The 25,713-nt window shown below is 73.7% G+C and carries 21 protein-coding genes, 1 pseudogene and 1 riboswitch; of the genes and pseudogenes, 6 read left to right on the top strand and 16 right to left on the bottom strand.

Going from position 1 to position 25,713, the window contains the following annotated elements:
* Positions 1–64: 64 nt before the first annotated feature.
* The 4 genes from ATJ97_RS15045 to ATJ97_RS15030 form a co-directional block, all read right to left on the bottom strand.
* Entirely contained in the window at positions 65–1,051 is a 987-nt protein-coding gene (locus ATJ97_RS15045) for a malate dehydrogenase (protein WP_098484434.1), read from the bottom strand.
* Positions 1,052–1,357: 306 nt separating this feature from the next.
* Entirely contained in the window at positions 1,358–2,575 is a 1,218-nt protein-coding gene (locus ATJ97_RS15040) for an NADP-dependent isocitrate dehydrogenase (RefSeq protein WP_098484433.1), read from the bottom strand.
* A gap of 96 nt (positions 2,576–2,671) precedes the next feature.
* Positions 2,672–3,955: a hemolysin family protein gene (locus ATJ97_RS15035; RefSeq protein ID WP_098484432.1), complete on the bottom strand. Its 1,284-nt coding sequence runs from the start codon at positions 3,953–3,955 to the stop codon at positions 2,672–2,674.
* An 89-nt stretch (positions 3,956–4,044) separates the two neighbouring features.
* On the bottom strand, positions 4,045–4,323 hold the full coding sequence (locus ATJ97_RS15030) for a DUF3017 domain-containing protein (protein ID WP_098484431.1): 279 nt from the start codon (positions 4,321–4,323) through the stop codon (positions 4,045–4,047).
* 26 nt (positions 4,324–4,349) lie between these two features.
* Here ATJ97_RS15030 and ATJ97_RS15025 point away from each other — a divergent pair.
* Together ATJ97_RS15025 and ATJ97_RS20780 are read left to right on the top strand one after the other, a co-directional pair.
* Positions 4,350–5,288: pseudogene (locus tag ATJ97_RS15025) on the top strand (FAD-dependent oxidoreductase); the annotation flags it as partial.
* 3 nt (positions 5,289–5,291) lie between these two features.
* Positions 5,292–5,717, top strand: coding sequence for an oxidoreductase C-terminal domain-containing protein (locus ATJ97_RS20780; RefSeq protein ID WP_425432790.1), 426 nt, complete (start codon positions 5,292–5,294; stop codon positions 5,715–5,717).
* 116 nt (positions 5,718–5,833) lie between these two features.
* On the opposite strand, the gene purH is transcribed toward ATJ97_RS20780, so the two are convergent.
* Positions 5,834–7,504, bottom strand: a complete 1,671-nt coding sequence (gene purH, locus ATJ97_RS15020; protein WP_098484430.1) for a bifunctional phosphoribosylaminoimidazolecarboxamide formyltransferase/IMP cyclohydrolase — start codon at positions 7,502–7,504, stop codon at positions 5,834–5,836.
* A gap of 51 nt (positions 7,505–7,555) precedes the next feature.
* A riboswitch (ZMP/ZTP riboswitch) is annotated at positions 7,556–7,644 on the bottom strand.
* Between the two features lie 21 nt (positions 7,645–7,665).
* On the bottom strand, positions 7,666–8,313 hold the full coding sequence (gene purN / locus ATJ97_RS15015; protein WP_483866856.1) for a phosphoribosylglycinamide formyltransferase: 648 nt from the start codon (positions 8,311–8,313) through the stop codon (positions 7,666–7,668).
* Positions 8,314–8,356: 43 nt separating this feature from the next.
* Between purN and ATJ97_RS15010 the strand changes: the two genes are divergently transcribed.
* Positions 8,357–8,866 carry a hypothetical protein gene (locus tag ATJ97_RS15010; RefSeq protein WP_143427041.1) on the top strand — a complete coding sequence of 170 codons (510 nt, stop codon included), beginning with the start codon at positions 8,357–8,359 and terminating at the stop codon, positions 8,864–8,866.
* A gap of 36 nt (positions 8,867–8,902) precedes the next feature.
* On the opposite strand, the gene ATJ97_RS15005 is transcribed toward ATJ97_RS15010, so the two are convergent.
* The 7 genes from ATJ97_RS15005 to ATJ97_RS14975 all read right to left on the bottom strand — a co-directional run bounded on the left by ATJ97_RS15005 (position 8,903) and on the right by ATJ97_RS14975 (position 18,658).
* Positions 8,903–10,555 carry a cell division protein PerM gene (locus ATJ97_RS15005; protein ID WP_098484427.1) on the bottom strand — a complete coding sequence of 551 codons (1,653 nt, stop codon included), beginning with the start codon at positions 10,553–10,555 and terminating at the stop codon, positions 8,903–8,905.
* Positions 10,556–10,734: 179 nt separating this feature from the next.
* Complete coding sequence (gene sucD / locus ATJ97_RS15000) at positions 10,735–11,655, bottom strand: succinate--CoA ligase subunit alpha (RefSeq protein WP_098484426.1); 921 nt, start codon at positions 11,653–11,655, stop codon at positions 10,735–10,737.
* Positions 11,656–11,672: 17 nt separating this feature from the next.
* A complete protein-coding gene (gene sucC / locus ATJ97_RS14995) occupies positions 11,673–12,839 on the bottom strand; it encodes an ADP-forming succinate--CoA ligase subunit beta (RefSeq protein ID WP_098484425.1) in 1,167 nt (388 codons plus the stop codon).
* Between the two features lie 115 nt (positions 12,840–12,954).
* Positions 12,955–14,940: an acyltransferase family protein gene (locus ATJ97_RS14990; protein WP_098484424.1), complete on the bottom strand. Its 1,986-nt coding sequence runs from the start codon at positions 14,938–14,940 to the stop codon at positions 12,955–12,957.
* An 83-nt stretch (positions 14,941–15,023) separates the two neighbouring features.
* A complete protein-coding gene (locus ATJ97_RS14985; RefSeq protein ID WP_098484423.1) occupies positions 15,024–17,705 on the bottom strand; it encodes a UvrD-helicase domain-containing protein in 2,682 nt (893 codons plus the stop codon).
* Between the two features lie 86 nt (positions 17,706–17,791).
* On the bottom strand, positions 17,792–18,277 hold the full coding sequence (locus ATJ97_RS14980; RefSeq protein ID WP_098484422.1) for a DUF456 domain-containing protein: 486 nt from the start codon (positions 18,275–18,277) through the stop codon (positions 17,792–17,794).
* A gap of 39 nt (positions 18,278–18,316) precedes the next feature.
* Positions 18,317–18,658, bottom strand: coding sequence for a hypothetical protein (locus ATJ97_RS14975; RefSeq protein WP_098484421.1), 342 nt, complete (start codon positions 18,656–18,658; stop codon positions 18,317–18,319).
* 185 nt (positions 18,659–18,843) lie between these two features.
* Here ATJ97_RS14975 and ATJ97_RS14970 point away from each other — a divergent pair, with 185 nt between their 5' ends.
* Positions 18,844–20,643, top strand: coding sequence for a stealth family protein (locus tag ATJ97_RS14970; protein WP_098484420.1), 1,800 nt, complete (start codon positions 18,844–18,846; stop codon positions 20,641–20,643).
* A gap of 3 nt (positions 20,644–20,646) precedes the next feature.
* Here the strand turns inward: ATJ97_RS14970 and ATJ97_RS14965 are convergent, their stop codons facing one another.
* A complete protein-coding gene (locus ATJ97_RS14965) occupies positions 20,647–21,315 on the bottom strand; it encodes a LuxR C-terminal-related transcriptional regulator (RefSeq protein ID WP_098484419.1) in 669 nt (222 codons plus the stop codon).
* A complete protein-coding gene (locus ATJ97_RS14960) occupies positions 21,312–22,541 on the bottom strand; it encodes an ATP-binding protein (RefSeq protein WP_098484418.1) in 1,230 nt (409 codons plus the stop codon). Before ATJ97_RS14960 ends, ATJ97_RS14965 begins: the two co-directional genes overlap by 4 nt.
* A gap of 137 nt (positions 22,542–22,678) precedes the next feature.
* Here ATJ97_RS14960 and ATJ97_RS14955 point away from each other — a divergent pair, with 137 nt between their 5' ends.
* Entirely contained in the window at positions 22,679–24,487 is a 1,809-nt protein-coding gene (locus ATJ97_RS14955) for a PspC domain-containing protein (RefSeq protein WP_098484417.1), read from the top strand.
* Positions 24,484–25,086, top strand: a complete 603-nt coding sequence (locus ATJ97_RS14950) for a hypothetical protein (RefSeq protein WP_098484416.1) — start codon at positions 24,484–24,486, stop codon at positions 25,084–25,086. The genes ATJ97_RS14955 and ATJ97_RS14950 overlap by 4 nt, the downstream gene beginning before the upstream one ends.
* Positions 25,087–25,153: 67 nt before the next feature.
* Here the strand turns inward: ATJ97_RS14950 and ATJ97_RS19875 are convergent, their stop codons facing one another.
* Entirely contained in the window at positions 25,154–25,663 is a 510-nt protein-coding gene (locus tag ATJ97_RS19875) for an aromatic ring-opening dioxygenase LigA (RefSeq protein ID WP_098484415.1), read from the bottom strand.
* Between the last annotated feature and the right edge of the window lie 50 nt (positions 25,664–25,713).

The raw sequence follows: 25,713 nt of genomic DNA, 5'->3' as shown, positions 1-25,713 counted from the left end.
CGGAAGGTGTCGGGGCGTTCGGCCGGGAGGCTCCGCCGCCGTCGGGCAGCGCCGTCGGCGTCCGTCAGACGAGGCCGAGCTCCTTGACGGCGTCGCGCTCCTCGGTGAGCTCGGCGACCGAGGCGTCGATCTTGCCGCGCGAGAACTCCGAGACCTCGAGCCCCTGGACGATCTCCCACTTACCGTCCTTCGCCCGCACGGGGAAGGACGAGATGAGGCCCTCGGGCACGCCGTAGGAGCCGTCGGAGACGATGGCGGCGGAGGTCCAGGAGTCCTCGCCGGTGCCGTTGACCCAGTCGTAGACGTGGTCGATGGCCGCGTTCGCGGCCGAGGCGGCGGAGGAGGCGCCGCGGGCCTCGATGATGGCGGCGCCGCGCTTGGCGACGGTCGGGATGAAGTCCTCCTCCAGCCAGGAGTGGTCCACGAGCTCGGAGGCCGGCTTCCCGTCGACCGTCGCGTGGAAGATGTCCGGGTACTGGGTGGCGGAGTGGTTGCCCCAGATGGTGAGGTTCTTGATCGCCGAGACGGGCGCACCGGTCTTGGCGGCGAGCTGGCTCAGCGCGCGGTTGTGGTCGAGGCGGGTCATCGCGGTGAAGCGCTCGGCCGGGACGTCCGGGGCGTGCTGCTGGGCGATGAGGGCGTTGGTGTTGGCGGGGTTGCCCACGACGAGCACGCGGATGTCGTCCGCGGCGCCGGCGTTGATCGCCTCGCCCTGCGGCCTGAAGATGCCGCCGTTGGCCTCGAGGAGGTCGCCGCGCTCCATGCCCTTGGTGCGGGGGCGGGCGCCGACGAGCAGCGCGACGTTGGCGCCCTCGAAGCCCTGCTTCGGGTCGTCGAAGATGTCGATGCCGGCCAGGAGCGGGAAGGCGCAGTCGTCCAGCTCCATCGCGGTCCCCTCGGCCGCCTTGACGCCCTGGGGGATCTCCAGCAGACGCAGCTTCACCGGGGTGTCCGGTCCGAGCAGCTGGCCCGAGGCGATGCGGAACAGCAGGGCGTACCCGATCTGGCCGGCAGCTCCGGTCACGGTGACGTTCACCGGTGTCGTGGTCATCGACGCACTCCTTCTGGGGTGGGAGATATCTCGGCATCAAGATTACTCCCTGTGCCGTGCGCCACCCTCCGGCGTCCGAAGTCCGGCCCACGACGTCCCCCGACCCCGCCCACCAGCCAGCGAGACGTCAACTCCTCCTCGAGGCGTCACGACCTCCTCGAGGCGTCACTCCACGAGACGCCCCACCAGTTCTCGTACCGCTCCTCTCCGTCCGTCCGTCCGCGCGGCCGGCACGACGAGAACGCCCTCACCGCTCGAACCGCGAGGCGGACGAGCAGCGAGGGCGTTCTCGGCGACGCGGTGGCGTCAGCCCAGGCGGGCCTGCAGGTTCTCGTCGAGGGTCGCGAGGAACTCCTCGGTGGACTGCCACTCCTGGTCCTTGCCCACGAGCAGGGCGAGGTCCTTCGTCATCTTCCCGGACTCGACCGTCTTGATGACGACGTCCTCGAGGGCCTCGGCGAAGCCGGTGACCTCGGGGGTGCCGTCGAGCTTGCCGCGGTGCTTGAGGCCACCGGTCCAGGCGAAGATCGAGGCGATCGGGTTGGTCGAGGTCGGCTTGCCCTGCTGGTGCTGGCGGTAGTGCCGCGTGACGGTGCCGTGGGCGGCCTCCGCCTCGACGGTCTTGCCGTCCGGCGTCATCAGCACGGAGGTCATCAGGCCGAGCGAGCCGAAGCCCTGGGCGACCGTGTCGGACTGGACGTCGCCGTCGTAGTTCTTGCAGGCCCAGACGTAGCCGCCCTCCCACTTCATGGCGGAGGCGACCATGTCGTCGATGAGGCGGTGCTCGTAGGTGAGGCCGGCCTCGTCGAACTGGGCCTTGTACTCGTTGTCGAAGACCTCCTGGAAGATGTCCTTGAAGGCGCCGTCGTAGGCCTTGAGGATCGTGTTCTTCGTGGAGAGGTACACGGGGTAGTTGCGCTGGAGGCCGTAGGAGAACGAGGCCCGAGCGAAGTCCGCGATGGACTTGTTGTAGTTGTACATCCCCATGGCGACGCCGCCGTCCTCGCCGTAGTTGGCGACGACGTGCTGGATCGGCTCCGAGCCGTCCTCCGGCGTGAAGGTGATGGTCAGCTGGCCGGCGCCGGGCACCTTGAAGTTGGTGGCCTTGTACTGGTCGCCGTGCGCGTGACGGCCGATGACGATCGGCTTGGTCCAGCCCGGCACCAGACGCGGGACGTTGGAGATGATGATCGGCTCGCGGAACACCACGCCGCCGAGGATGTTGCGGATCGTGCCGTTGGGCGAGACCCACATCTTCTTGAGGCCGAACTCCTCGACACGGGCCTCGTCGGGCGTGATCGTGGCGCACTTGACCCCGACGTTGTGCTCCTTGATGGCGTTCGCCGCGTCGATGGTGACCTGGTCGTCCGTGGCGTCACGGTTCTGGATCGACAGGTCGTAGTAGCGCAGGTCCACGTCCAGGTAGGGGTGGATGAGACGGTCCTTGATGAACTGCCAGATGATGCGCGTCATCTCGTCGCCGTCGAGCTCGACGACCGGACCCGCCACCTTGATCTTCGTCATGGTCCCGCAACACTCCTGACCGCCCGGAAAGGGCGCAGATCGCTCCTCTCGCACCGGGGCCCCGGCGCGACAGCCAGATTACTCGATATCGAGATATCAGGCGGTGGGCAGGGGGCTGGGGCGTCGGATCTCCACGCGGTCGACCCGCCGGCCGTCCATCTCGGTCACCGTCAGCACGGTGTCGCCCCACGTCACGGCGTCGCCCACCCGGGGCAGCCGGCCGAGCTCGGCCATCACGAAACCGGCGAGGGTGTCGTAGGGCCCGTCGGGCAGCTCCTGCCCGAGGAGCCTGGCCACCTCGGCACGGCCCAGGAGCCCCGCGACGCTCTCGACCTGGCCGTGCCCGAGGACCTCGGGCGCCTCACGGTCGTACTCGTCCTGGATCTGCCCGACGAACTCCTCGACGACGTCCTCGAGGGTGACGATGCCGTCGGTGCCGCCGTACTCGTCCACGACGACGGCGAGGTGCGCGTGGCTCTTGCGCATCTCCGTCAGGGCGTTGAGGACGAGCTTGCCCGTCGGGAAGAAGAGCAGGTCGCGGACCAGGTCACCGATCGTGCGCACGTGCGGCGCGGGGCTGATGAGGTCGCGGACGTGGACGAAGCCGAGGACGTCGTCGCTGTTCTCCCCGCAGACCGGGTAGCGGGAGTGCTCGAGCGTGCCCACGAGGCGCTGCGCCTCCTCCACCGTCATGGCGGCGTCGAGGAACTCCACCTCGGTGCGGGGCGTCATGATCTCCTGCACGGTGCGCTCCCCCACCGAGAGCAGCTCGACGACCATGTCACGCTCCTCCGCCCCGAGGGACTCGTGCTCGGCGACGAGCGAGCGCAGCTCGTCCGTCCCCATCTCCTCGCGCTGGGCGCTCGGGTCACGGCCGAGCAGGCGCATCACGACGTCGACCGAGGCGCCCAGGAACCAGATCACCGGGCGCAGGACGGTCGCGATCCAGTCCAGCGGGGTCGCCACGACGAGGGAGAACTTCTCGGCGCTCTGCATGGCGAGGCGCTTGGGCACGAGCTCGCCGAGCACGAGGGAGAGGTAGGAGATGACCACGGTGGTGGCGATGAACGCGATGCCGTGCGCCAGGGACTCCGGCACCCCCCAGCCTGCGAGGACCGGGGCGATGACGGGCGCGATCTGTGCGGCGCCGAACGACGCGGAGAAGAAGCCCGCGAGCGTGACGCCCACCTGGACGGCGGAGAGGAACCGGTTGGAGTCCCCGGTCAGCTTGGCGACCCGCGCGCCTGCGCGCCCCCGGGCGGCCATCGCGCGAACCTGGCTCTCCCGCAGCGAGACGAGCGCCATCTCCGACGCCGCGAACACCCCGCCCAGCAGGATGAAGAGGAGCACGAGGGCGATGTCGACGGCTATTCCACTCACCGGTCCATTCTCCGGTCCGCCTCGCCGGGAGCCGCAGGATTATGCGGACGGCGAAGGTACGAACCTGTCGGGGCTGAGGTCAGGAGCTCTTAGCTCCCCGCGGGAAGGGTCGCGTTGCCCCACGGGCTGAGGTAGCCGAGGACGACGGCGAGCGCGAGGAGGAACACGACGTCGAACGTGCGGGTCCGTGCTCCGGGGACGACGGACTCCGGGACCACGGCGCGCAGCAGCGCACCGACCGCGAGGAACGCGGCGAGCGCGGTGACGCCGGTGCGCGCGTCCACCAGCACGGCGAGCGCGCACACGGCGACGATCGCCGCCGCGACGACGGCGAAGGCCGTCGTCCGGAGCAGGCGGGTGCTGGTCATCTCGAGGACGAGACTACCGTGGCAGCGTGCCCGCGCCCGCCGCCGACCCCGGTTCCGTCCCGCCCGACCCTGCCGCCCCGCCGAGGTCCGTGCTCGTCGTCGGCGCCGGGCTGGCGGGCCTGCGCACGGTGACCGAGCTGCGGTCCCAGGGGTTCGACGGCGACATCACGGTCGTCGGCGACGAGCTGACCGCGCCCTACGACCGGCCGCCGCTGTCCAAGGAGCTGTTCTCCCGGACGGAGCCGCTGTGGCTGAGCGGCGAGGGGTACGGGGACCTGGGCGCGCTCGCCGACCGGGTGCTGCGCGGCTACCGCGCCGTGCACCTGGAGGCCGAGGACGGCTGCGTGCGGGTGGTGGTGGAACCGGTCGACGCGGGCGCCGCCGCCGCGCACCCCGCGGGATCGGCAGCGGCTCGTCCGCCGGCCGGCGCCCGGGTGGCGCTCGAGGCCGACGCGGCCGTCCTGGCGGTGGGAGCGCACGCGGTCGCGCCGGGTGCCTGGACCGGCGCGGTGTTCCTGCACGAGGCGGCCGACGCCGACCGGCTCCGCACGATGCTCGTGCCGGGCACGCGGCTCGTCGTCGTCGGCGCCGGGTGGATCGGCGCGGAGGTCGCCGGCCTGGCCGCGGCGCAGGGGTGCCGCGTGAGCGTCGTCGAGGCGGCACCGACGCCGCTGGCCCGGCAGGTCGGCACCCGCGTCGGGGCGCTGACGGTGCCCTGGTACGCCGCCGCGGGGGTGGAGCTGCGGTGCGACGCGCCGGTCGCCGCGGTACGCCCGGGCGAGGTGGAGCTCGCCGGCGGGGAGGTGCTGCCCGCCGACGTCGTGCTCGCGGCGACAGGGGTCCGGCCGGCGACAGCGTGGCTGGCCGGCGCCCTGCCGCTGACGCCCCGCGGCGCGGTCCCGGTCGACGAGTCCGGCAGGGTGGTCGGCGGCCCGCCGTCGGTCCGGGCGGTGGGCGACTGCGCCGACATGGCCGTCGCCGGGGTCGGGACCGTCCCGGGCGGGCACTGGGACGCCGCGCTGACGCACCCGGCTGCGGTCGCCGCCGGCCTGCTGGGCCGCAACGCCCCCGGCACGCCCGCGCCCTACGTCTTCTCCACCCAGCTCGGGCACGAGCTGACGCTGGTCGGCCGTCCGCACGACGGCGAGGAGGTCGTGCTGCGCGGCGATCCCGCAACGGGGCCCTGGACCGCCCTGTACGTCACGCGGGACGCCTACCTGCCGGAGGACCCCGCGGCGGGTCCCGCCCGGCTCGTGGCCGGGTTCACGGTCGACCGTCCGCGGGACGTCTCCCCCCTGCGCAAGCTTCTCGCCGGCGGCGCCCGGCCGGTCCTGGACCTCGAGGCGGCGCTCGACCCGGCGGTGCCGCTGCGCCGGGCCGTCGTCCAGGGCTGAGGCGCAGTCGGCCCCCTCCCCGGCCGGTAAGTGCTCCTCCGCAGAGTGAGTCGTCCTGGGAGGACTGATCCTGCTCAGGAGCACTTACCGGACAGGGCGGTGAGCCGGCGTGCGGCTCAGTGCGCGAAGTGGCGGGTACCGGTGAAGTACATCGTGACGCCGGCCGCCTCGGCCGCCGCGACGACCTCCTCGTCGCGGATCGACCCTCCCGGCTGCACGACGGCGCGCACGCCGGCGTCGACCAGCACCTGCAGGCCGTCGGCGAACGGGAAGAACGCGTCCGAGGCGGCCACGGCCCCGCGGGCGCGCTCCGGGGCGGCGGCGCCGGCGACGTTCTCGGCCCCGCCGGCCGCGTCGACGTCGGAGGTCACCGGCGTCCCCAGGGTGTTGGCGCGCTCGACCGCGAGGCGGCAGGAGTCGACCCGGTTGACCTGGCCCATGCCGACGCCGACGCTCGCGCCGTCGCGGGCGAGCAGGACGGCGTTGGACTTCACGGCGCGCACGGCCCGCCACGCGAACTCGAGGTCCGCGAGGGTCGCCTCGTCGGCGGCGGGGCCGGCAGCCAGGGTCCAGGCGGCGGGGTCGTCGCCGGGCGCGTCGATGCGGTCGGTCGCCTGCATGAGCAGCCCGCCGCTGATCGGGCGCGTCTCGACGGCGCCGCGGGACGCCCCGGCGACGCGCAGCAGCCGGACGTTCTTCTTGCGGGAGAGGATCTCGACCGCGGCCGCCTCGAAGTCGGGGGCGAGGACGACCTCGGTGAAGACCGGGGCGAGCTGCTCGGCCATGGCCGCGGTGACCGGGCGGTTGGCTGCGACCACGCCGCCGTAGGCGGAGACCGGGTCGCAGGCGTGCGCCTTGCGGTGGGCCTCGGCGATGTCCTCGCCGGTGCCGATCCCGCAGGGGTTGTTGTGCTTGACGACGGCGACGGCGGGCCCGACGTGGTCGTGGGCGGCGCGCCAGGCGGCGTCGGCGTCCACGTAGTTGTTGTAGCTCATGGCCTTGCCGTGCAGCTGCTCCGCCTGGGCCAGCCCGGCCTCGCCGTACCCGCTGGTGTAGAGGGCGGCGCGCTGGTGCGGGTTCTCGCCGTAGCGCAGCACCGCCTGGCGGTCCCAGGTGGCGCCGACCCAGCCGGGGAAGCCGGTCGCGGTGCCGTCGACCTCGTCGTCGGGCGCGAGGACGTTGCCCATCCAGGAGGCGACGGCGACGTCGTAGGTGGCGGTGTGCCGGAACGCCTGGGCGGCCAGCGCCCGGCGCTCGACGAGCGTGAAGCCGCCGCCGGCCGCGGCGCGGGCGACGTCGTCGTACCGGGACGGGTCGACGACGACGGCGACGGACGGGTGGTTCTTCGCCGCGGCGCGGACCATGGTGGGCCCGCCGATGTCGATCTGCTCGACGCACTCGTCGACGCCGGCGCCGGAGGCGACGGTCTGCGTGAACGGGTAGAGGTTGACGACCACCAGGTCGAAGGGTGCGACGCCGAGCTCGGTGAGCTCCTCACGGTGGCTGGCGAGGCGGCGGTCGGCGAGGACGCCCGCGTGCACGCGCGGGTGCAGGGTCTTGACGCGGCCGTCGAGGCACTCGGGGAACCCGGTGACGTCCTCCACGGGCGTGACGGGCACGCCGGCCTCCGCGATGGTGCGCGCGGTGGATCCGGTCGAGACGATCTCGACGCCCGCGGCGTGCAGGGCGGTGGCGAGCTCGGTCAGGCCCGTCTTGTCGTAGACGGACACGAGCGCGCGGCGCAGCGGGACCTGGTCCCCGACGGGCTCGACGATGTTCTGGCTCATGGCAAAAGCTCCTGGGTCGACGGCGTGTGCAGCGGGCGTCGAGACGCCCGACCCAGGCACCCAGGCGTGCGGTGCCCCGACGGGAACTTCCGGCCGCTCCCCGGTGGTGTGCTCCACCTTCGCCAGTCACGGCCGGGGCCCACCTTACCGAACCGGCCGGCTCAGCCCCCGAGGCGCACGCGGCGGCCCTCGATGCGCCACCCCTCGCGGGCGAGGCGCCCGACCTGCTCGACGAGCTGGGCACGCTCGGCGACCTTGATGCGCTCGGTGAGCGTGTCGACGTCGTCGTCCTCGAGGACGGGGACGGCCACCTGGGCGAGGATCGCGCCGGTGTCCACCCCCTGGTCGACGAAGAAGAGGGTGGCCCCGGCGAGCTTCACGCCGTAGTCGAGGGCGTCGCGGGGACCGTGGATGCCCGGGAACGCCGGCAGCAGCGTGTTGTGGGTGTTGACGTAGCGGCCCCCGAAGCGCTCGAGGAACTGCGCGCCGCACAGCTTCAGGAACCCCGCGGAGATGACGAGGTCGGGCTCGTGGGCGGCCACCGCGGCGGTGAGCGCGGCGTCCCACGCGGCCCGGTCCGGGTAGCCCCCGACCCGCTCGACGAACGTGGGGATCCCGGCCTCCTGCGCCATCGCCACTCCCCCGGTGCCCTCCCGGTCGGCGCCGACGGCGACCACGCGGGCCCCGTAGGCCGGGTCCTGGGTGGCCTCGAGCAGCGCCGCGAGGTTGGAGCCGCCGCCCGAGACGAGCACGACGAGGCGGGCGGGCCTGCCGGGGTGGGGGTGGAGTCTGCCGGGCGCGTCGCTGATCACGCTGGCGAGGGTAACTGCCCGGTGGGGAATGATGGGGGGCATGCCCGATCAGCAGCTACGACCGCCCCGCCAGGGGGAGCCGCCCCGGCAGGGCCCCGGGACGCTGCCACCTCCCCGCGGCGGACGACCCGCGCCGGGACCGGTGGACGAGGCCGCGCAGGCGAACGCCCTGCGCTGGGTCCGGGTCTTCGGCCTCACGCTCGTCGTCGCGCTCGGGCTCGGCCTGCTGACCCTCCCCTGGCCCTGGCTGCTCCTGCCCGGCCTGCTGTGCGTCGCGGCACTGGCCGTGGGGATCGTCGCCCTGGTGAAGGTGCGCGCCGCGAAGGTCCGAGGCTCGGTCACCCCGGTGCTGATTGTCGGGCTGGTGCTGGCGGCGTTCATGGGCCTGGCCGCGTCCGGGCAGGCCGTGCTCTGGCGGGAGTACGGCGCGTACTCGGAGTGCATGGCCGGGGCGATCACCACGCAGGCGAAGGACTCCTGCGTCGCCCAGCTGGAGCACTCGCTCGACGAACGCATGCGGCAGGTGCTCGAGGGGGCGCGGCAGGGCTAGCCGAAGGGGGCTCCCCGCAGCGGGCTGCGCGGCCGGTCAGTCCCGTTCCGGGCTCTCCCAGTCGGACAGCGACAGCCCGGACCACCTGCCCGGAGCGGCCGACGGCGCACCGTCCCGGCCGGCGCGCCGGGGCGTAGCGGCTACCTCGCCGGGGGCACCCGGGCCGCCGGGGTCGGCAGGGGTCTCCGCGGAGGTCACGGCGTGCCAGCGGCCGGTGGGCCGGCCCGCCGGCTCGCGCGGCGCGGCGGTACCGCCGGCCGCCCCTTCGCCCTCGGCCGGGCCCGGGTGCCCGCTCTCGCGGCGGTCGCGGTGTGCGCCGGCGTCGTGCGCGCCGCCCTGTGCGCCCTCGTCGTCCGACTCGGTGTCCTGGGCGGTGTCGTGGGACGACGGCTCCTGGGCGGCGTCGCGTGAAGCGGTGTCCTCGGCGACGGTGCCGCCGGCGCGCCGGGCGCGTTGCCGGCCCGCCGCCTCGCCCACCCTCTCCCGGGCGCCCCGGACGCCGGCCACCACCAGCTCCGCGGTGCGCGGGTGCAGCGCCACGACCGTCAGGAACGCGCCCGCACCGACCTCGGCGACGACCATGCCGGCGACGGCGAGCGGGTCCGCCCCGACGTCGGCCATCCGCCCGGGGCCGATCGAGCCGGCCGCCGCGAGGACCAGCAGCCCGACCGCGAGCGCGGCCCCGAGGGCGGCGACCGCGGCACCGCCGGCCGCGCGGGCGAGCGAGGGCTCCCGGCGTCGGCGGTGCAGCAGCACCCCGACGACGACCCCCACCAGCACCGGCGCGACGACCACCCACTGCGGTCCGGGCGCCTCCGGGGACGGCAGGGCACCGAGGGCCGGGACGGCCGGCAGGGGCGCCGCGAGCACCTCCCCGGGGGCGAAGGAGGTCCCGGTCCCGACGGCGAAACCTGGACCGGCCACCCAGGACAGCGCCCACACGAGCAGGGTCGGCAGGTAGAGCAGCTGGGCGAGGACCATGACGACGGTGCTGACGACGTCGAGCACGTAGGCGTCCTGGACGAGGCGCACCCGGTCCCAGCCGACGGCCGTCCCCACCGCCAGCGCGACCACGGCCAGCACGACGAGCCCGGCCAGCGCCCAGCCCGCACCGTGCAGCCCCCCGCTCACCCACGCGGGCACCCGGTCCCGCCAGGTCGTCCACCAGCGCGGCGCGGGCGTACCCGCCCGGCGGACCCCGAGCCCGACGCCGAGGACAGCGAGCGCGGCACCTCCGGCGAGCGCCCCGACGTCGACCCCCGGCCCGGCGACCAGCGAGGCGACCAGCATGGCGAGGAGAAAGCCGAGCACGGCGCAGGCGCCCGTGACGTAGCTGTCCAGGCGCATGCGGCGGGTGGCGCCGTAGACCAGCGCCAGGCTGATCAGCGTCAGCCCGAGCGGCGGGAGCGACACCTCACCACCGCCGACGGTCACCGAGCCGCCGTGGGCGAGGAGCCAGAGGGCGGTTCCGGTGCGGGCCGCGGTCTGCCAGTCGGCGCTGCCGAGCGCCGGGGCGGCGGCGGTCGCGACGTAGGCGGCGACGGCCGGCACGACCAGCGTCAGCCAGCTCAGCACCGCCGCCTCCACGCCGCCGACCAGTCCCCGGAGCCAGCCCTCGGGCAGGCGTCGGGCGGGTGGTGTCGTCGTCGGCACGTCGATGACGTGCGGTACGCGGGTGTCGGCGGGCATCGCCTTCCATGGTCCGGCCTGCGGCGCCTCTGGGGCCGGTGCCGACGCGGCGTGTCGGCCCGGAGGACTCCGCCGGGGCCGCCTCGCGGCGGGCGTGGCGGTGCCCGAAGAACCTCCGGGACGACGACGGCGGCCGCCCCCGGTGGGGAACGGCCGCCGTCGTCAGGGGCGGGTGCGGATCAGGCCCCCAGCACCTCGCGGGCGAGGCGTGCGGTCTCGGACGGCGTCTTGCCGACCTTGACGCCGGCCGCCTCGAGGGCGACCTTCTTGGCCTCGGCGGTGCCGGAGGAGCCGGAGACGATGGCGCCGGCGTGGCCCATCGTCTTGCCCTCGGGGGCGGTGAAGCCCGCGACGTAGCCGACGACCGGCTTGGTCACGTTCTCCTTGATGAAGGCCGCGGCCCGCTCCTCGGCGTCGCCGCCGATCTCGCCGATCATGACGATGAGCTCGGTGTCCGGGTCGTCCTGGAAGGCCTGCAGCGCGTCGATGTGCGTGGTCCCGATGATCGGGTCGCCACCGATGCCGATGCAGGTGGTGAAGCCGATGTCGGAGAGCTCGTACATCATCTGGTAGGTCAGCGTGCCGGACTTCGACACCAGGCCGATGCGGCCGGGGCCGGTGATGTTCGCCGGGGTGATGCCCACGTTGGACTGTCCGGGGGTGATGATGCCCGGGCAGTTGGGGCCGATGAGGCGGACGCCCTTGGACTCGGCGTAGGTGAAGAACTCGGCGGTGTCGGCCACCGGGACGCCCTCGGTGATGATGACGACGAGCGGCATCCCGGCGTCGACGGCCTCGATCACGGCGGCCTTGGTGTGGGCCGGCGGGACGAAGATGACCGAGACGTCGGCGCCCGTGGCCTCGCGGGCCTCGGCGACCGAGCCGAACACCGGGACGGAGACGTTGCCGGCCTCGCGGGACTCGGCGCCCGGGCCGAGCGGCTGGACGTCGAAGTCCACGCTGGTGCCCGCCTTGCGCGGGTTCACCCCGCCGACGATCTGCGTCCCGGAGTTGAGCATCCGGGAGGTGTGGATCTGGCCCATCGCCCCGGTCATGCCCTGGACGATGACCTTGGAGGAGGAGTTGAGGAAGATCGACATGGTTGTTCTGTCCGTCCTTACTTCGCGGCCGCGAGCTCGGCGGCCTTGGCCGCGGCCTCGTCCATCGTGGGCACGACGGTCACGAGCGGGTGGTTCGCCTCGGCGAGGATCTTCCGCCCGGCCTCGACGTTGTTGCCGTCCAGACGCACGACGAGCGGCTTGGCCGCGGCGTCGCCGAGGATCTCGAGCGCCTTGACGATGCCGTTGGCGACCTCGTCGCAGGCCGTGATGCCACCGAAGACGTTGACGAAGACGGACTTCACCTGGGGGTCGCCCAGGATGACGTCGAGGCCGTTCGCCATGATCTCGGCGTTGGCGCCGCCGCCGATGTCGAGGAAGTTCGCGGGCTTGACGCCGTGCTCCTCACCGGCGTAGGCGACGACGTCGAGGGTCGACATGACCAGGCCCGCACCGTTGCCGATGATGCCGACCTCGCCGTCGAGCTTGACGTAGTTGAGGTCCAGGCCCTTGGCCTTGGCCTCGAGCGGGTCGGCCGCGGCCTTGTCCTCGAGCTCGGTGTGGTCCGGGTGCCGGAACGAGGCGTTCTCGTCGAGGCTGACCTTGGCGTCCAGGGCGACGATGGCGCCGTCCTCGGTGCGCACCAGCGGGTTGACCTCGACGAGGGTGGCGTCCTCGGCGTCGTAGACGCTCCAGAGCTTCTGGATGACGGAGGCGACCTCGTCGGCGACCTCCGGGGCGAACTTCGCGGCGTCGACGATCTCCTTGGCCTTCGCCTCGTCGATGCCGACGGTCGGGTCCACGGCGATCCGGGCGAGCGCCTCGGGGCGCTCGACGGCGAGCTGCTCGATCTCCATGCCGCCCTCGACGGACGCCATCGCCAGGTAGCGACGCTCGGAGCGGTCGAGGAGGACGGAGAAGTAGTACTCCTCCGCGATCCTGGCGCCCTCGGCGATCATCACCCGGTGGACAGTGTGGCCCTTGATGTCCATGCCGAGGATCTCGCCCGCGCGGGCCTCGGCCTCCTCCGGGCTGTGGGCGAGCTTGACGCCGCCCGCCTTGCCGCGGCCGCCGGTCTTCACCTGCGCCTTGACGACGACGGTCCCGCCGCCGAGCTGCTCCGCCGCGGCCTTGGCCTCGGCCGGTGTCGTCGCGACGATCCCGCGAAGCACGGGAACGCCGTGCTTCTCCAGTACGTCACGAGCCTGGTACTCGTAGAGGTCCACCCCGCTGCGTCCTTCCGTTGTCCGAACACGATGTTTCGACATCGAGACATTCGACGAAGAGACTATCGCGCCGGGAACGGTGGTCGCGTGACGGACAGGTCGTGAGACGCCCGTCTCAGGATGCAGGCGCGGCGGCGAGGCCCGCGGAGATCGCCCCGCCCAGGTCGGTGCCGACCCGGTCGGCGAGGAGGACGGGACTGCCCGTGAGCCGTTCCGACAGCGCCGCGAACGCCGACTCCACGACCTCGGCGTAGAGGTGGGCCCCCTCGATGCCCGGGTGGATGCGGTCGGACTGGAGGAGCTCGGGCTGCTGCGAGATCGCCCCGTGCCAGTCGGCGAGGATCGCGTTCGGGTAGTCGTCGACGATGCCGGCGAGGGTGGCGTTCGCCTCGGGGATCCAGTCGCTGCCGCCGTAGAGGTTGACGACCACCACCATGCGCTGCGGTCCGAGCTTGTCCATCACACGCCGCACCACGGACTCGTCCTCGATGCCGGCGTTGGTGCCGAAGTCGAGGAAGACGGCCCGGCGCACCGTGCCCTCGGCCAGGCGGGCGTCCACCGCGGCCTCGCCGTCGGACCACCGGCGGATCGACCTGGCGTCGAGCATGACGCCGGGGAAGCGGTACTCCAGCCCGTCGGCGCTCGTGACGACGATCGAGTCGCCGAAGCCGGTGATCTCCTCCCCCGTCGGCATGGACCAGTCGGCGTCCGCGGCCAGGTCCACCGCGGCCGCGTTGTCGGCGGAGGCGTCGACCGCCGCCTGCGCCGCCTCGATCTGCTCCTGGGTGCGGGAGCGCTCCGGGGCCACCGCCACGGCGGCGGCGGTGAGGAGCACGAGGACCACGCCGAGCGCGACCGCGGTCCGGGCGAGCCCCCGCCGTGCCGGGACCCGGCTGCCCAGGGCCTGGCGCAGCCGCGCCCAGGCGCCGCGGAAGCCGTGCTCCCGCACGGGCTGCTCGAGCCACCGGTAGGACGCGGCCGACACCACGAGGGTGACGACCAGCGCGAGACCACGCACCGCCCAGTGCGCCGGGGAGTCGTGCGCCGTCGGCAGGGCCTCGGTCAGGATGACGATCGCGGGCCAGTGCCACAGGTAGATGCCGTAGGAACGCTGGCCGACCCACTCCAGGGGCCGGAGCCGCATGAGCCGCTGGAAGGCGCCCGGCCGGCCGAGCAGAGCGGCGAGGAGCACGGCGGTGAGGACCGACGCCAGGAGGATGCCGCCGCGGAAGGTCCACCCGTTCGACTGCTCGGTGGTGAGCATGAGGACGACGAGCCCGCCCAGCGCGGCGAGTGCCGCGAGCTGCCGCCGGCGCAGCCATGCCGCGGAGGCGAGGAAGCCGCGCGGCTCCGACCAGGCGAACGCGAGCGCCACGCCGATCATGAGCCCGAACAGGTGGGTGTCCGTGCCGTAGTACACGCGGGTGGCGTCCTGGCCGGGTGTGTGCAGGACCGCCATGAGGACGGCGGAGACGGCGGCCGCGGCGAGGGCCAGCCGCACCCGCGGCCGGGCCGAGGCCGTGGCCGCCATGACGACGACGAGGACGATCGGCCAGAGCAGGTAGAACTGCTCCTCCACGGCGAGGGACCAGAAGTTGACGAACAGCTGCGGCGACGTCGCGGTGAAGTAGCTGGACCCGGCGGCGATCTCGAGCCAGTTGCTGGAGAAGGACAGCGCCCCCAGGGTCTGGCGGCCGATGCTCACGAGCAGGTCGGAGCTGACCGCCCAGGCGGCCGGGACGCTGACCACCACCACCAGGGCGAGCGCCGGGAGCAGGCGGCGGGCGCGCCTGACCCAGAACCGCGGCAGGTCGATGCGGCCGCGCGTACCGAGCTCACGGACGAGGAGCGTGGTGATGAGGAAGCCCGAGACGACGAAGAAGACGTCGACGCCGAGGAACCCTCCGGGGAGCGACTCGGGACGCAGGTGGTAGATCAGCACGGCGACGATCGCCAGCGCCCGCAGCCCGTCGAGCCCTTCGATCCGCCCGCCGCCGGGACGGGAGCCTATCCGCCCGGACGGCCTGCCGGCGCCGCGCGGTCCCCGGGTCCGGTCGGCCGTGCGCGACCGGGTGCGCGGCTCCTGCACCTGCGTCGCCATGGCCGCCTCCCGGGCTCACCTGTCCTGGGACGAGACTAGGGAGCGCCGGCGAGATCTCCGCGAAGGCGCGCGGAAAGTCCGCGCTACAGCTTGGTGACCGGGGAGTAGCGCAGCAGGAGCCGCTTGACCTGCCCGCCGCCGAAGTCGATCTTCGCGACGGCGGAGGAGCCGGCCCCCTCGAGGCCGACGACGGTCCCGAGCCCGTAGCTGTCGTGGGTCACCTTGTCTCCGACGTCCAGCCCGATGCCCTCGCCGGCGGGGCGGGGCGCGGGGTCCGCCGCTCCGGTCCTGGCGGACGTCTCCTTCACTCCCAGCTTGCCGGTGCGGACCGGGCCGCTGCGCGCCCCGGAGCCGCCCCGGACGTCCCGGTCCTGCCCGGACCCGCCGTAGGAGCCGGACCGGTAGGACCCCGACCCGTAGGACCCGGACCCGTAGGACCGGGAGCCGAAGCCGCCCGAGCCGTAGCCACCGCCGCCGGAGCCGCCCCGTCCCCGCCGCAGCGTCTCCATGGACGACTCGGCGCGGCGCCAGTCCACGAGCTCGGACGGGATGTCCTCGAGGAAGCGGGAGGCGGGCAGCTCCTGCGGCATCCCCCAGGCCGTGCGCACGGCGGCGCGGGAGACGTAGAGCCGCTCGCGGGCACGGGTGAGGGCCACGTAGGCCAGGCGACGCTCCTCGGAGAGCTCGTCCGACTCGGTCAGCGACCGCTGGTGCGGGAACGTGCCGTCCTCCATGCCGGTGACGAAGACGACCGGGAACTCGAGCCCCTTGGCGGTGTGGACGGTCATCAGCGTGACCTGCCCCTGGTCGACGCCGTCGGAGTCGGGGATCTGGTCGCTGTCCGCCACCAGGGCGACGCGCTCGAGGAAGTCGCCGAGCCCGCCCTCGGGGTCCAGCTCGGCGAACTCGGCCGCGACGGCGTGGAGCTCGGCGAGGTTCTCCACCCGGGTGGCGTCCTGCGGGTCCTCGCTGGCGCGCAGCTCGGCCAGGTAGCCGGAGCGGTCGAGCGCGGCGTCGAGGATCTCGGCGGGCGAGGCGCCCGCGGTCTCCATGTCGCGCAGCTCGGTGAGCAGCTCGTGGAAGGCCCGCACCTGGTTGCGGGCCCGGGTGGTCAGGCCGATGACCTCCGGGACCGTGTCGCGCTCCTCCCCGGAGGCGGCGGCGTCCGCGATCGCCTGCCCGAAGGAGACGCGCTCGCGCTCGGCGTGCGCGGCGAGCATCGCCTCGGCCCGGTCACCGAGCCCGCGCTTGGGCACGTTGAGGATGCGACGCAGGTTCACGGCGTCGTCCGGGTTCGCGACCGCCCGCAGGTAGGCGACGGCGTCCTTGATCTCGCGCCGCTCGTAGAACCGCGTCCCGCCGACCACCTTGTACGGGATGCCGGTGCGGACGAGGACCTCCTCCAGCGCCCGGGACTGGGCGTTGGTGCGGTAGAAGACCGCCACGTCGCCGGGCCGGACGCCGTGCTCGTCGCCGAGCCGGTCGATCTCCTCGGCGATGAACCGGGCCTCCTCGTGCTCGGAGTCCGCCACGTAGCCCACGATGCTCGGGCCGTCGCCGGACTCGGTCCACAGGTTCTTGGCCCGCCGCCCGGGGTTCTGGGAGATGACCGCGTTCGCCGCCGAGAGGATGTTCTGGGTGGAGCGGTAGTTCTGCTCGAGCAGGATCGTGGTGGCCTGCGGGTAGTCCTCCTCGAACTCGAGGATGTTGCGGATCGTGGCGCCCCGGAAGGCGTAGATCGACTGGTCGGCGTCACCGACCACGGTCAGCTCGGCCGGCGGGAGGTCGCCCGGGTCGCCGTCGGCGCGGCCGTCCTGGTCCCGGTCCACGCCCGCCAGCTCGCGCACGAGCACGTACTGGGCGTGGTTGGTGTCCTGGTACTCGTCCACCAGCACGTGGCGGAACCGGCGCCGGTAGTGCTCGGCGACGGCGGGGAAGGCCTGCAGCAGGTTCACCGTCGTCATGATGAGGTCGTCGAAGTCCAGCGCGTGCGCCTGGCGCAGCCGCTCGTTGTAGAGGGCGTAGGCGCGTGCGAGCGCCGAGTCGAAGGGGTTCGACTCGCTCACCGAGCGCGCGTACTCCTCGGGGTCGACGAGCTCGTTCTTCAGGTCGGAGACCTTCCGGGAGAAAGTCTTCGGCGGGTAGCGCTTGGGGTCGAGGTCGAGCTGGCGGCACACCAGGCTCATGAGCCGCTGCGAGTCTGCGGCGTCGTAGATCGAGAAGCTCGACCGCAGCCCGAGGACCTCGTGCTCGCGGCGCAGGATGCGCACGCACGCGGAGTGGAAGGTCGACACCCACATCCGGCCGGCGGCGGGGCCCACCAGGGTGCCGACGCGTTCGCGCATCTCGGCGGCGGCCTTGTTGGTGAACGTGATGGCGAGGATCTCCCCCGGCCGTGCCTGCCCGGTGGCGAGCAGGTGGGCGATGCGGTGGGTCAGCACCCGCGTCTTGCCGGAGCCCGCGCCCGCCACGATCAGCAGGGGGCCGCCCGTGTGGACGACGGCGGCGCGCTGCTGCGGGTTGAGGCCCTCGAGGAGCGCGGCCGGGTCCAGGCCTGGGCGCCGTGCGCCGTCGGAGCCGTCGCCACCGCCCGCGCCGCCGGCCGCACGGCGCCGCGCCCGCTCGACGGGGTCACTCGCGGGTGCGCCGGACGGGATCCCCGACTCTGTGCCGTCGTCGTCCCTGGGCGGGACCGCGGCGGGCAGGGGCGGGAGGCCGGCGCCGGCGAGGCCGGGCAGGGGCAGGTTGTCGAACAGAGAGATCATGTCGCAGCCATGCTAAGCGTCCGCGCCGACACCGGTGGCCCGCGTGCACAGTGGCGCTTCGCTCACGTGGGCGGGGGCCCCGCGACTCAGCCGGTGGCGAGCAGCCCGGCGACCCACACGCCGGTGGCGATCAGCGCGCCGGCGAGCTCGATGAGGATCGTCAGCCCCGTCGCCCTGATGGCGGCCATGGTGGAGCGCCACGCACCGCGGTGGTCGCGGTGGCGCCCCATCTCCGAGAGGTAGACGCCGAGGACGAAGCCGATCGGCAGGCCGACGACGGGGATGACGAAGAAGCCGACGACGCCGAGCACGCCCCCGACGAGGAGCGTGCGGTTCGGCACGCCGGCGCCCTTGAGGTACCGCCCGGCGTAGAGGTACTTCGCGACCCCCGCGACGGCGACCGCGAGGACGCCGACCACGGCCACCGTCCAGCCGATCGCCCCGCCGGTGACGACACCCCATACCGCCACCGCCGCGGCGACGATGATGCTGCCCGGGTAGATCTGGATGACGGCGCCGACCAGCCCGACGACGATGACGAGCCCGACGATCAGCTCAGCGATGGGGTCCACGGTGCCTCATCCTGCCGTGCCGGCCGGCGTCGCGCCGACTCAGCTCCAGAGGACGGCGACGGCGATGTTGAGCACCGTCAGCCCGGCGAGGCCGCCGAGGAAGCCGCGGGTGACCCGCTCCTGGTTCCTGGCGCCCCAGAACGCCATCGCGGTGATCACGAGGGCGACGACGAGCTTGACGGCGATCTTGATGTTGTTGACGTCGCCGCCGCTCATCTCGGTCAGCCCCACCACGATCACGCCGGCCACCAGCGCGGTGAGCGCACCGTGGGTGACGCCCCTGGCGATACGCGGTTCACGCATGTTGGTCAGGGCGCCGCCGAGCACGATGGCCCAGCCGATCATGTGGATGACGACGAAGATGCCGGCCAGGATGTCCATGCACGTGAGCCTACGGGTTGGCGACATGACGCCAGAAACCGGCGATCGGTGACGGCTCTCACAGGGGGCCCCCGACTAGACTGGCTGACCCGCCTCCTCCGGGCACCGGGGTCCGGCGGGGCGGAACAGGGAGGGATGTTGGCGGAGACTCGAGGCTCGTCGTCGGTATCGACGAGACGTGGACGGTGGCCGACCAGTCCCTCAAGGGCGACCTCGAGGTCAAGTACACGGTCGACCGGGCAGGGACCGAGCTCCTCCTCTACCGGGACTCGGTGGCGCCGGGGCTGCTCGTCCGCGACAGGCTCAGGGTGCTGCTCAGCAGGGCCCTGTACACGCTGCCCGCCCCCGCGCAGAGCGGCGCCGCCCGCCTGCGGGCCCGCGCGGTGGACGCGCGGGTCGCCGCCAGGTCCGCCGTGCACCGGGGTCGCAGCCGCCTCGGCCGGCTGGCGGACCGCGGGCTGGTGCCGGTCGGCCCGGCGCTCAGACCGCACGTGGCCGCCGCCGTCGGCACCTACGACGCCGCTACCGCGGAACGTGAGCTGCGGGAGCAGATCTTGACCACTCTTCAGGTCGGCGGGGTGGAGGCTGCCGTCGTGCCGGCGGTCGGCGCCAAGCGGCCGGTCGTCGTCGTCCGGGAGAAGGACCGGGACCGCACGTGCGCCGTCCTCGCCCAGGCGCTCGGCCGCACCTGGTACGTCGTCCCCCTGGACTCCGCCGCTGCGCGCCCCCGGTCGGTCACCGCCGCAGAGCTGCGACGGCAGTGCGCCCGGTCCGACGGCTTCCGCATCTTCCGCTACCTCGCGGACAGCCGGGGGGCGGTGCTCTCGGGCGCCTCGACGGGCTGCGACGTCGAGATCTGGGCCGCCCCGCGTCCTGCGCTGCTCGACCGGTCGGGCACGCCGCACGCCGTCGGCAGCCTCATCGCCCCGCGGCGCAACGACTGGGTCACCCGGCTGGCACCGGAGACGTGGACCCGGGCGAAGGACCGGCCCGGCAGGACCGTCGACGTCGGCTCCCACCCGCACATCCTCGAGGTGGCCGAGGAGGTCGACGTCGTCTACACCTGGGTCGACGACTCCGACCCCCGGTGGCGGGCGCGCAAGGCGCAGAGGCTGGCCGGGCGTGGTGGTACCGAGGTTGATCCCGAGGCCGTCGACGCGGCCCGGTTCCGCTCCCACGACGAGCTCAGGTACTCCCTCCGCTCGCTGGAGATGTACGCGCCCTGGGTCAACCGGGTCCATCTCGTGACCGACGGCCAGGTACCCGCCTGGCTGCGCACGGACCACCCCCGGCTGCGGGTCGTCGACCACCGTGAGATCTTCCCCGATCCCGCCGTGCTGCCGGTCTTCATCTCCCACGCCATCGAGTCCATGCTGCACCACATCCCGGGGCTGTCCGACCGGTACCTCTACCTCAACGACGACGTCTTCTTCGGCCGGCCCGTCTACCGCTCACGCTTCTTCCACGGCAACGGCATCGCCAAGTTCTTCCTCTCCTCGTCGGTGCTCGGGCTCGGACCGCGCACGGACAGCGACTCCCCCTTCGTCGCCGCGGCGAAGAACAACCGGCGGTTCGTCCAGGAGCAGTTCGGCCGGACGCTGACGAACGTCTTCCAGCACGCTCCGCACCCTCAGCTGCGCACGGTGCTCGAGCACATGGAGCGGGAGCATCCCGAGGTGTTCGCACAGGTGGCGGCGTCGCCCTTCCGGCACCCCGATGACCTCTCGATCGCCTCGGCGCTCCACCACTACTACGCCTACGAGCTCGGGAGGGCGGTGCCCGGCCGGCTGGAGTACCTCTACCTGGACCTCGCGCACCCTGGCGCCCCCGTGCGGCTCGAGCGTCTGCTCGCGCGCAAGGACTTCGACGTCTTCTGCATCAACGACACGGCGGTCTCCGCGGCCCAGGTCCGGCGGAACGCCCGCTACCTCGACCGCTTCCTCGAGCGGTACTTCCCTCTGCCGAGCTCCTTCGAGCGAGGTTGAGCGTCAGAGCAGGCGCCGGGCTGCCGCCCACCGGGTGAGCTCGTGACGGGAGGACAGCTGGAGCTTGCGCAGCACCGCGGAGACGTGGGTCTCGACCGTCTTGATGGAGATGAACAGCTCGCTCGCGACCTCCTTGTAGGTGTAGCCGCGGGCGATGAGGCGCATGACCTCGCGCTCGCGCGCCGTGAGGCGGTCGAGCTCGTCGTCGTGGACGGCGACGTCGGCGGCCGCGGTGCCGAAGGCGTCGAGCACGAAGCCGGCCAGCCGGGGGGAGAACGCGGCGTCCCCCGCCGCGACCCGCCTGACGGAGTCCGCCAGGTCGTCGGCGCTGATCGCCTTGGTGACGTACCCGCGGGCGCCCGCCCGGATGACGGCGACCACGTCCTCGCTGGCGTCCGAGACGGACAGCGCGAGGAACCTGGTCGTCGCGAGGCTGTCGGCGCAGGCCGCGACCACCTCGGCGCCCCCGCCGCCGCGGCCGCCCGGCAGGTGGACGTCGAGGAGGACGACGTCGGGCTGCAGCGCGTGCACGGCCGCCACGGCGCCCTCGACGTCCTCCGCCTCGCCCACGATCGCGATGTCGGCGGCGTGCCTGGTCAGCTCCGCGCGCACACCGGTGCGCACGAGGGCGTGGTCGTCGACGAGGAGGACCCGGATCTGCTGGTCGTTCACTGCTGCCCCTTCCGTGGCATGAGGAGGTGGACCTCCGTGCCGCCGGCGCGCGTGCGTACCTCGGCACGCCCGCCGTGGCGGTCCATCCGCCCGATGATGGACTGTCGCACACCGTGCCGGTCCGCGGGCACGGTGCCGATCTCGAACCCGTCGCCGCGGTCGCGCACGAAGACCTCTGTCTGCTCGGGCGTGACCTCGACGTACAGGCTCACCGGCGGGCGGCCGTGCCGCACGGCGTTGGAGAGCGCCTCGCGCGCCGCGGCGGCGAGCGCCTCCGTGCCGGCGTCGGGCTCGGCGTCGCCGGCGGTGACGACGTCGATCGGGACGCCGTGCAGATCCTCGACCTCGGCGGCCACCTGCCGCACGACGTCGGCCGTGGACGTCCCGGGCGCGGGCCGGTCGGTGTAGAGCCAGTCGCGCAGCTCACGCTCCTGGGCCCGCGCAAGACGCGCGACCTCCTCGTTGTCCCCGGCGCGGGAGCGGATCATCGACAGGGTCTGGAGGACGGAGTCGTGCAGGTGCGCGGCGATGTCGGCGCGTTCCGCCTCCCGGGCGCGGGCCTCGCGCTCGGCCCCGAGCTCGCGCACCAGCCGCAGCCCGAGAGGCGCGAGGACGACGGCGACCCCGGCCACCACCGCGAGCCCGGACAGGGTGGCCTGGACCAGCTCGAACGGCGACCCGCCCGGCCCGATGAGCAGGAGCGCGCCGACGACGGCGAGCGCCACTCCCCCGCCGACCCGCAGAACGATCCTGCTCCGGGTCGTCCGGGCGCCGTCGTCCTTGGACACGGCGGCCAGCTCGCCCCAGGCGAGCGCCGCGCCCGCCGCGACGAAGAGGGCCGGCACGAGCCAGCTCGACGGCACCGCGACGTCCGTGCGCACGAGGAGCAGGACCAGGGCGGCCAGCAGCAGGACGACGGCGATCGTCACGTCGCGGGCCGCGGTGGACAGCTGCCCCAGACGCAGCCGCGGGGCGAGGCGGCTGAGCCCGGCCGGTCGGACCGCCTCGAGGGGGTCGCCCACCGGGACGGTCACCCACAGCCACAGGTACAGCAGGGCCCCGGCTCCCGCACCGAGGGTGGTCAGCGCGAACGCGAGCCGGACCCAGTGGACGGGCACGCCCAGGTGGGCGGACAGCCCCGCGCACACGCCGGCGACCCACCGTCCCTCCCGGGGACGGCGCAGCGGCAGCCGGCGACCGACGCCGGGCACGGGGGTGGCACTCACGGGCACATCGTCACACGACTCACGCCCGTCACACCCGGCCGTCGGACCGGTTCCAGGGTCGCGGCCGGGGAAGTTCAGGGTCGGACCAGGGTGGTCCCCGATGGTCGCGGCCGCGCCCGAGGCGGTTGGCTGGTTCCATGACCACGAATGACAGCTCCCCCGAGCCGGGACGCCCGGACCAGCCGCCCGTCGGCGGCACCGGCGCCGCCGGCGACGTCCCGCCACCGGGTGCCGTTCCCCCGCACGGCACCGTCCCCCCGCACGGCGCTGTCCCGCCGCCCGGCGGGACTGCGCCCCACGGGACGTTCCCGCCGGCCGGCGGGGTGCCGCCCCACGGCACGTTCCCGCCGCCAGGCGGGGTGCCGCCCCAGCAGCCCGCGTGGACCGGGTCGCCCCGGCCCGAGAGCACCGCCGGCTTCTTCGACTCCCTGCGCCGCACCGGGGTCTGGCGCGGACAGGACCGATGGATCGGCGGTGTCGCCGCCGGCCTCGCCCGACGCCTCGACGTCGACCCGCTCCTCGTGCGCGGGATCCTCGTCGTGATGTCCTTCTTCGGCGGCCTGGGCCTGCTGCTCTACGGCCTGGCCTGGGCGCTGCTGCCGGAGGAGTCCGACGGGCGCATCCACCTTCAGGAGGCGCTGCGCGGCAACGTCGACGCGGCCCTCGCGGGCGCTGTCGCGTTCGTCGTCGTGGGCATCTCGCGACCCGCGACGTGGTGGGGCGGCTGGGACTACTGGAGCGGGGGCTTGTTCCCCTTCGGCCTCGCGATCCTGGCGCTGGTGGCCATCGTCGTCGTGGCGGTCTCCCGCCGCGGCTCCGCGCCGCGGCCCCCTGCGGGCCCCGGCACCGGTCCGTCGGCCCCCGCCGGCCCGTCCGGCACCACGGGCGCGCCGGGCACCGGTCCCCAGGCGGGCCCGGCCCCGCAGACCTGGTCCGCACCGCCGCCCCCGGCCTCGCCGTGGACCGAGTCCCGCAACGATGCCGAGCCCACCACCGCCTACGGGCGGGCGGCGTACGGCGGTCCGACGCCGAGCACCGGCAGCGGCAGCGGCAACGGCAGCGGCAGCGGAACCAGCTATGACGCTGGCACGGCCTCCGGTCCGGCGGTGCGTCCGGCCTTCGCCCCCGCACCCGGGGACACCGGCTACACCCCCGCAGCCCCGTACCCCGCACCGGCGGCGTACCAGGCGCCCGCCGGCCCGGCGCCCTACCCGGCCCGCCCTCGGCCGCCCGTGCCGCCACGTCCACGGACGCCGGGACCCGGGTCCGCCGTCGTCGCGGTCGTGCTGGCCCTGTGCCTGCTCACCACCGCGGGGCTGCTGCTGTGGGACCTCTACCACGGGCAGAGCTGGCTGCTCCCCGTCACGATCGGCGGCACGGTGCTGCTCCTGCTCGGTCTCGGCGTGATGATCTCCGCCCTGCGCGGGCGGCGCGGCGGCGCGCTGTCCTTCCTCGGTGTGCTGGTCGCGCTGGTCGTGGTCCCCGCGACGCTCGCCTCCACGTTCGCGCCCTTCCACGTGAACCTGGCCTCGGGAGCCGCCTTCGGTGACCGGAGCGTCGCCCCGACCACCGCCCAGGCCGCCTCCGACGGGTACCAGCTGGTGACCGGCGACCTCGACGTGGACCTCACCAAGCTGGAGCTGGGCGACGCGCCCGTGACCGTCCCGGTCGGGCTCGGCGCCGGTGACGTGCACGTCCTCGTCCCGAAGGACACTGCCGTTCGCCTGGAGGTCGAGCTCGGCGCCGGCCGGGTCCAGGGACGCACGTCCGGCGACTGGTCCGGCCCCATGGACGCGAGCCCGAGCTCGTCCGTCCCCGTCACCTGGTCCGAGGGCAGCGCGATCGACGCTACCTACCTCTCGCCCGAGGCCCAGGGCGGTGACGACGCGCTCGTCGTCAAGATCGCCGTCGGCGCCGGCGACATCACCATCGAGGAGCAACGATGAACGACACCCGCAACGACGGCGTGGACGACCGCGACCGTCCCGACACGGAGCAGCTGCCCGCGACGCCGTCCCCGGGCGAGACGAGCGTCCTGCCGACCTCCGGCGACACCTCCGCCTTCCCTGCCAGCACGGACACGGCCGCTCTCCCGGCAGCCCGGGGGACGACCGATCTCCCGACCGAGCCGGAGAGCACCGGCACGCGGGCGAGCGCGCCGACCCCCGAGCCGGCGTGGTCGACCTCGTCCTCGGACCCTTCCTGGTCGACCAGCTCGCCCGCCGAGCCGGCGTGGTCCACGTCCTCCTGGACGCCGGGTGACCAGTCGGTCTGGTCGGCCTCCGCCGGGTCCTACGACGACCCGCAGGTCTGGTCCGCGGCCACCACCGCCCCGGCCGAGGCACCGTCCCGCGGTGTCCGGACCGGCACCCTGATCCTCGGGCTCGTTCTGGCCCTCGCCGGCTTCGGGGCCCTCGCGACCGGGCTGGGCTTCCAGCTGGACCTGCAGCTGTCCGTGATCGTGGTGCTCGTCATCGCGGCGCTGGTGCTGCTCCTCGTCCCGCTCCTGCAGCGCGGCCGACGGGACGACGACCCGCTCACCTAGGAGCTGCCCCCGGACGCACCGGAGCCCCGCCACCGTGACGGTGGCGGGGCTCCGAGCGTGAGCGGGATCAGACCCTGGCGGGCACGCCGTCGTCCCGGCGAGCGGCGACGGTGGCCGGCGCGGCCTTGGCGAGGGAGTTGAAGGCGGCACCGAAGATCAGCAGGAGGACGCCCATGCCGATCACGAAGGCGGCCACACCGTAGGAGACGACCGAGGTGAACAGCGACGCCCGGAGGAACGAGGCGTTCATGACGGTGGTGCGCTGGCCCTGCAGCTCCTCGGCGCGGGCGGTGTCACCGGACTCCTCGGCCGCACGGACCTCCTCGCCGAGCTCGGCGTAGGTCTTGCCCTCGGTCGCGTGCAGCGCGTGCTCGTTGATGATCTGCGCCTGGGCGAAGGCGGAGAAGGGGCCGTTGACGTCGTCGCCCGGGAGCATCTTCGAGTCCTCGGCGACGGTGATGTTCTGGTCGGCGAGGTTGGAGGTGATGACACCCCAGGTGACCGCACCGGCGACGATGAAGATGATGCCGGCGATGATGGAGACGAGACCCGCGAGCTTGGCGGTGCCGTTCTTCATGGCAGATGCCCTTCGGACTAGGTGCCGGGTGCACCGGCGATTTTCCGGTT

Origin of the sequence: Georgenia soli, from assembly GCF_002563695.1 — a bacterium.
Taxonomy (GTDB): domain Bacteria; phylum Actinomycetota; class Actinomycetes; order Actinomycetales; family Actinomycetaceae; genus Georgenia; species Georgenia soli.
The sequence above is the reverse complement of the archived record's forward strand: the minus strand, read 5'-3'. Positions and strand labels throughout refer to the sequence as shown.

Coding starts and splice junctions, on each gene's coding strand:
- ATJ97_RS14955 (WP_098484417.1), top strand. CDS start 22,679: ATGACCACGAATGACAGCTCCCCCGAGCCGGGACGCCCGGACCAGCCG.
- sucD (WP_098484426.1), bottom strand. CDS start 11,655: ATGTCGATCTTCCTCAACTCCTCCTCCAAGGTCATCGTCCAGGGCATG.
- ATJ97_RS19875 (WP_098484415.1), bottom strand. CDS start 25,663: ATGAAGAACGGCACCGCCAAGCTCGCGGGTCTCGTCTCCATCATCGCC.
- ATJ97_RS15040 (WP_098484433.1), bottom strand. CDS start 2,575: ATGACGAAGATCAAGGTGGCGGGTCCGGTCGTCGAGCTCGACGGCGAC.
- ATJ97_RS15045 (WP_098484434.1), bottom strand. CDS start 1,051: ATGACCACGACACCGGTGAACGTCACCGTGACCGGAGCTGCCGGCCAG.
- ATJ97_RS15005 (WP_098484427.1), bottom strand. CDS start 10,555: ATGCCCGCCGACACCCGCGTACCGCACGTCATCGACGTGCCGACGACG.
- purH (WP_098484430.1), bottom strand. CDS start 7,504: ATGAGCCAGAACATCGTCGAGCCCGTCGGGGACCAGGTCCCGCTGCGC.
- ATJ97_RS15030 (WP_098484431.1), bottom strand. CDS start 4,323: ATGACCAGCACCCGCCTGCTCCGGACGACGGCCTTCGCCGTCGTCGCG.
- ATJ97_RS14990 (WP_098484424.1), bottom strand. CDS start 14,940: ATGGCGACGCAGGTGCAGGAGCCGCGCACCCGGTCGCGCACGGCCGAC.
- ATJ97_RS15010 (WP_143427041.1), top strand. CDS start 8,357: ATGCCCGATCAGCAGCTACGACCGCCCCGCCAGGGGGAGCCGCCCCGG.
- ATJ97_RS14975 (WP_098484421.1), bottom strand. CDS start 18,658: ATGGACATCCTGGCCGGCATCTTCGTCGTCATCCACATGATCGGCTGG.
- ATJ97_RS14985 (WP_098484423.1), bottom strand. CDS start 17,705: ATGATCTCTCTGTTCGACAACCTGCCCCTGCCCGGCCTCGCCGGCGCC.
- ATJ97_RS20780 (WP_425432790.1), top strand. CDS start 5,292: ATGGCCGTCGCCGGGGTCGGGACCGTCCCGGGCGGGCACTGGGACGCC.
- ATJ97_RS14950 (WP_098484416.1), top strand. CDS start 24,484: ATGAACGACACCCGCAACGACGGCGTGGACGACCGCGACCGTCCCGAC.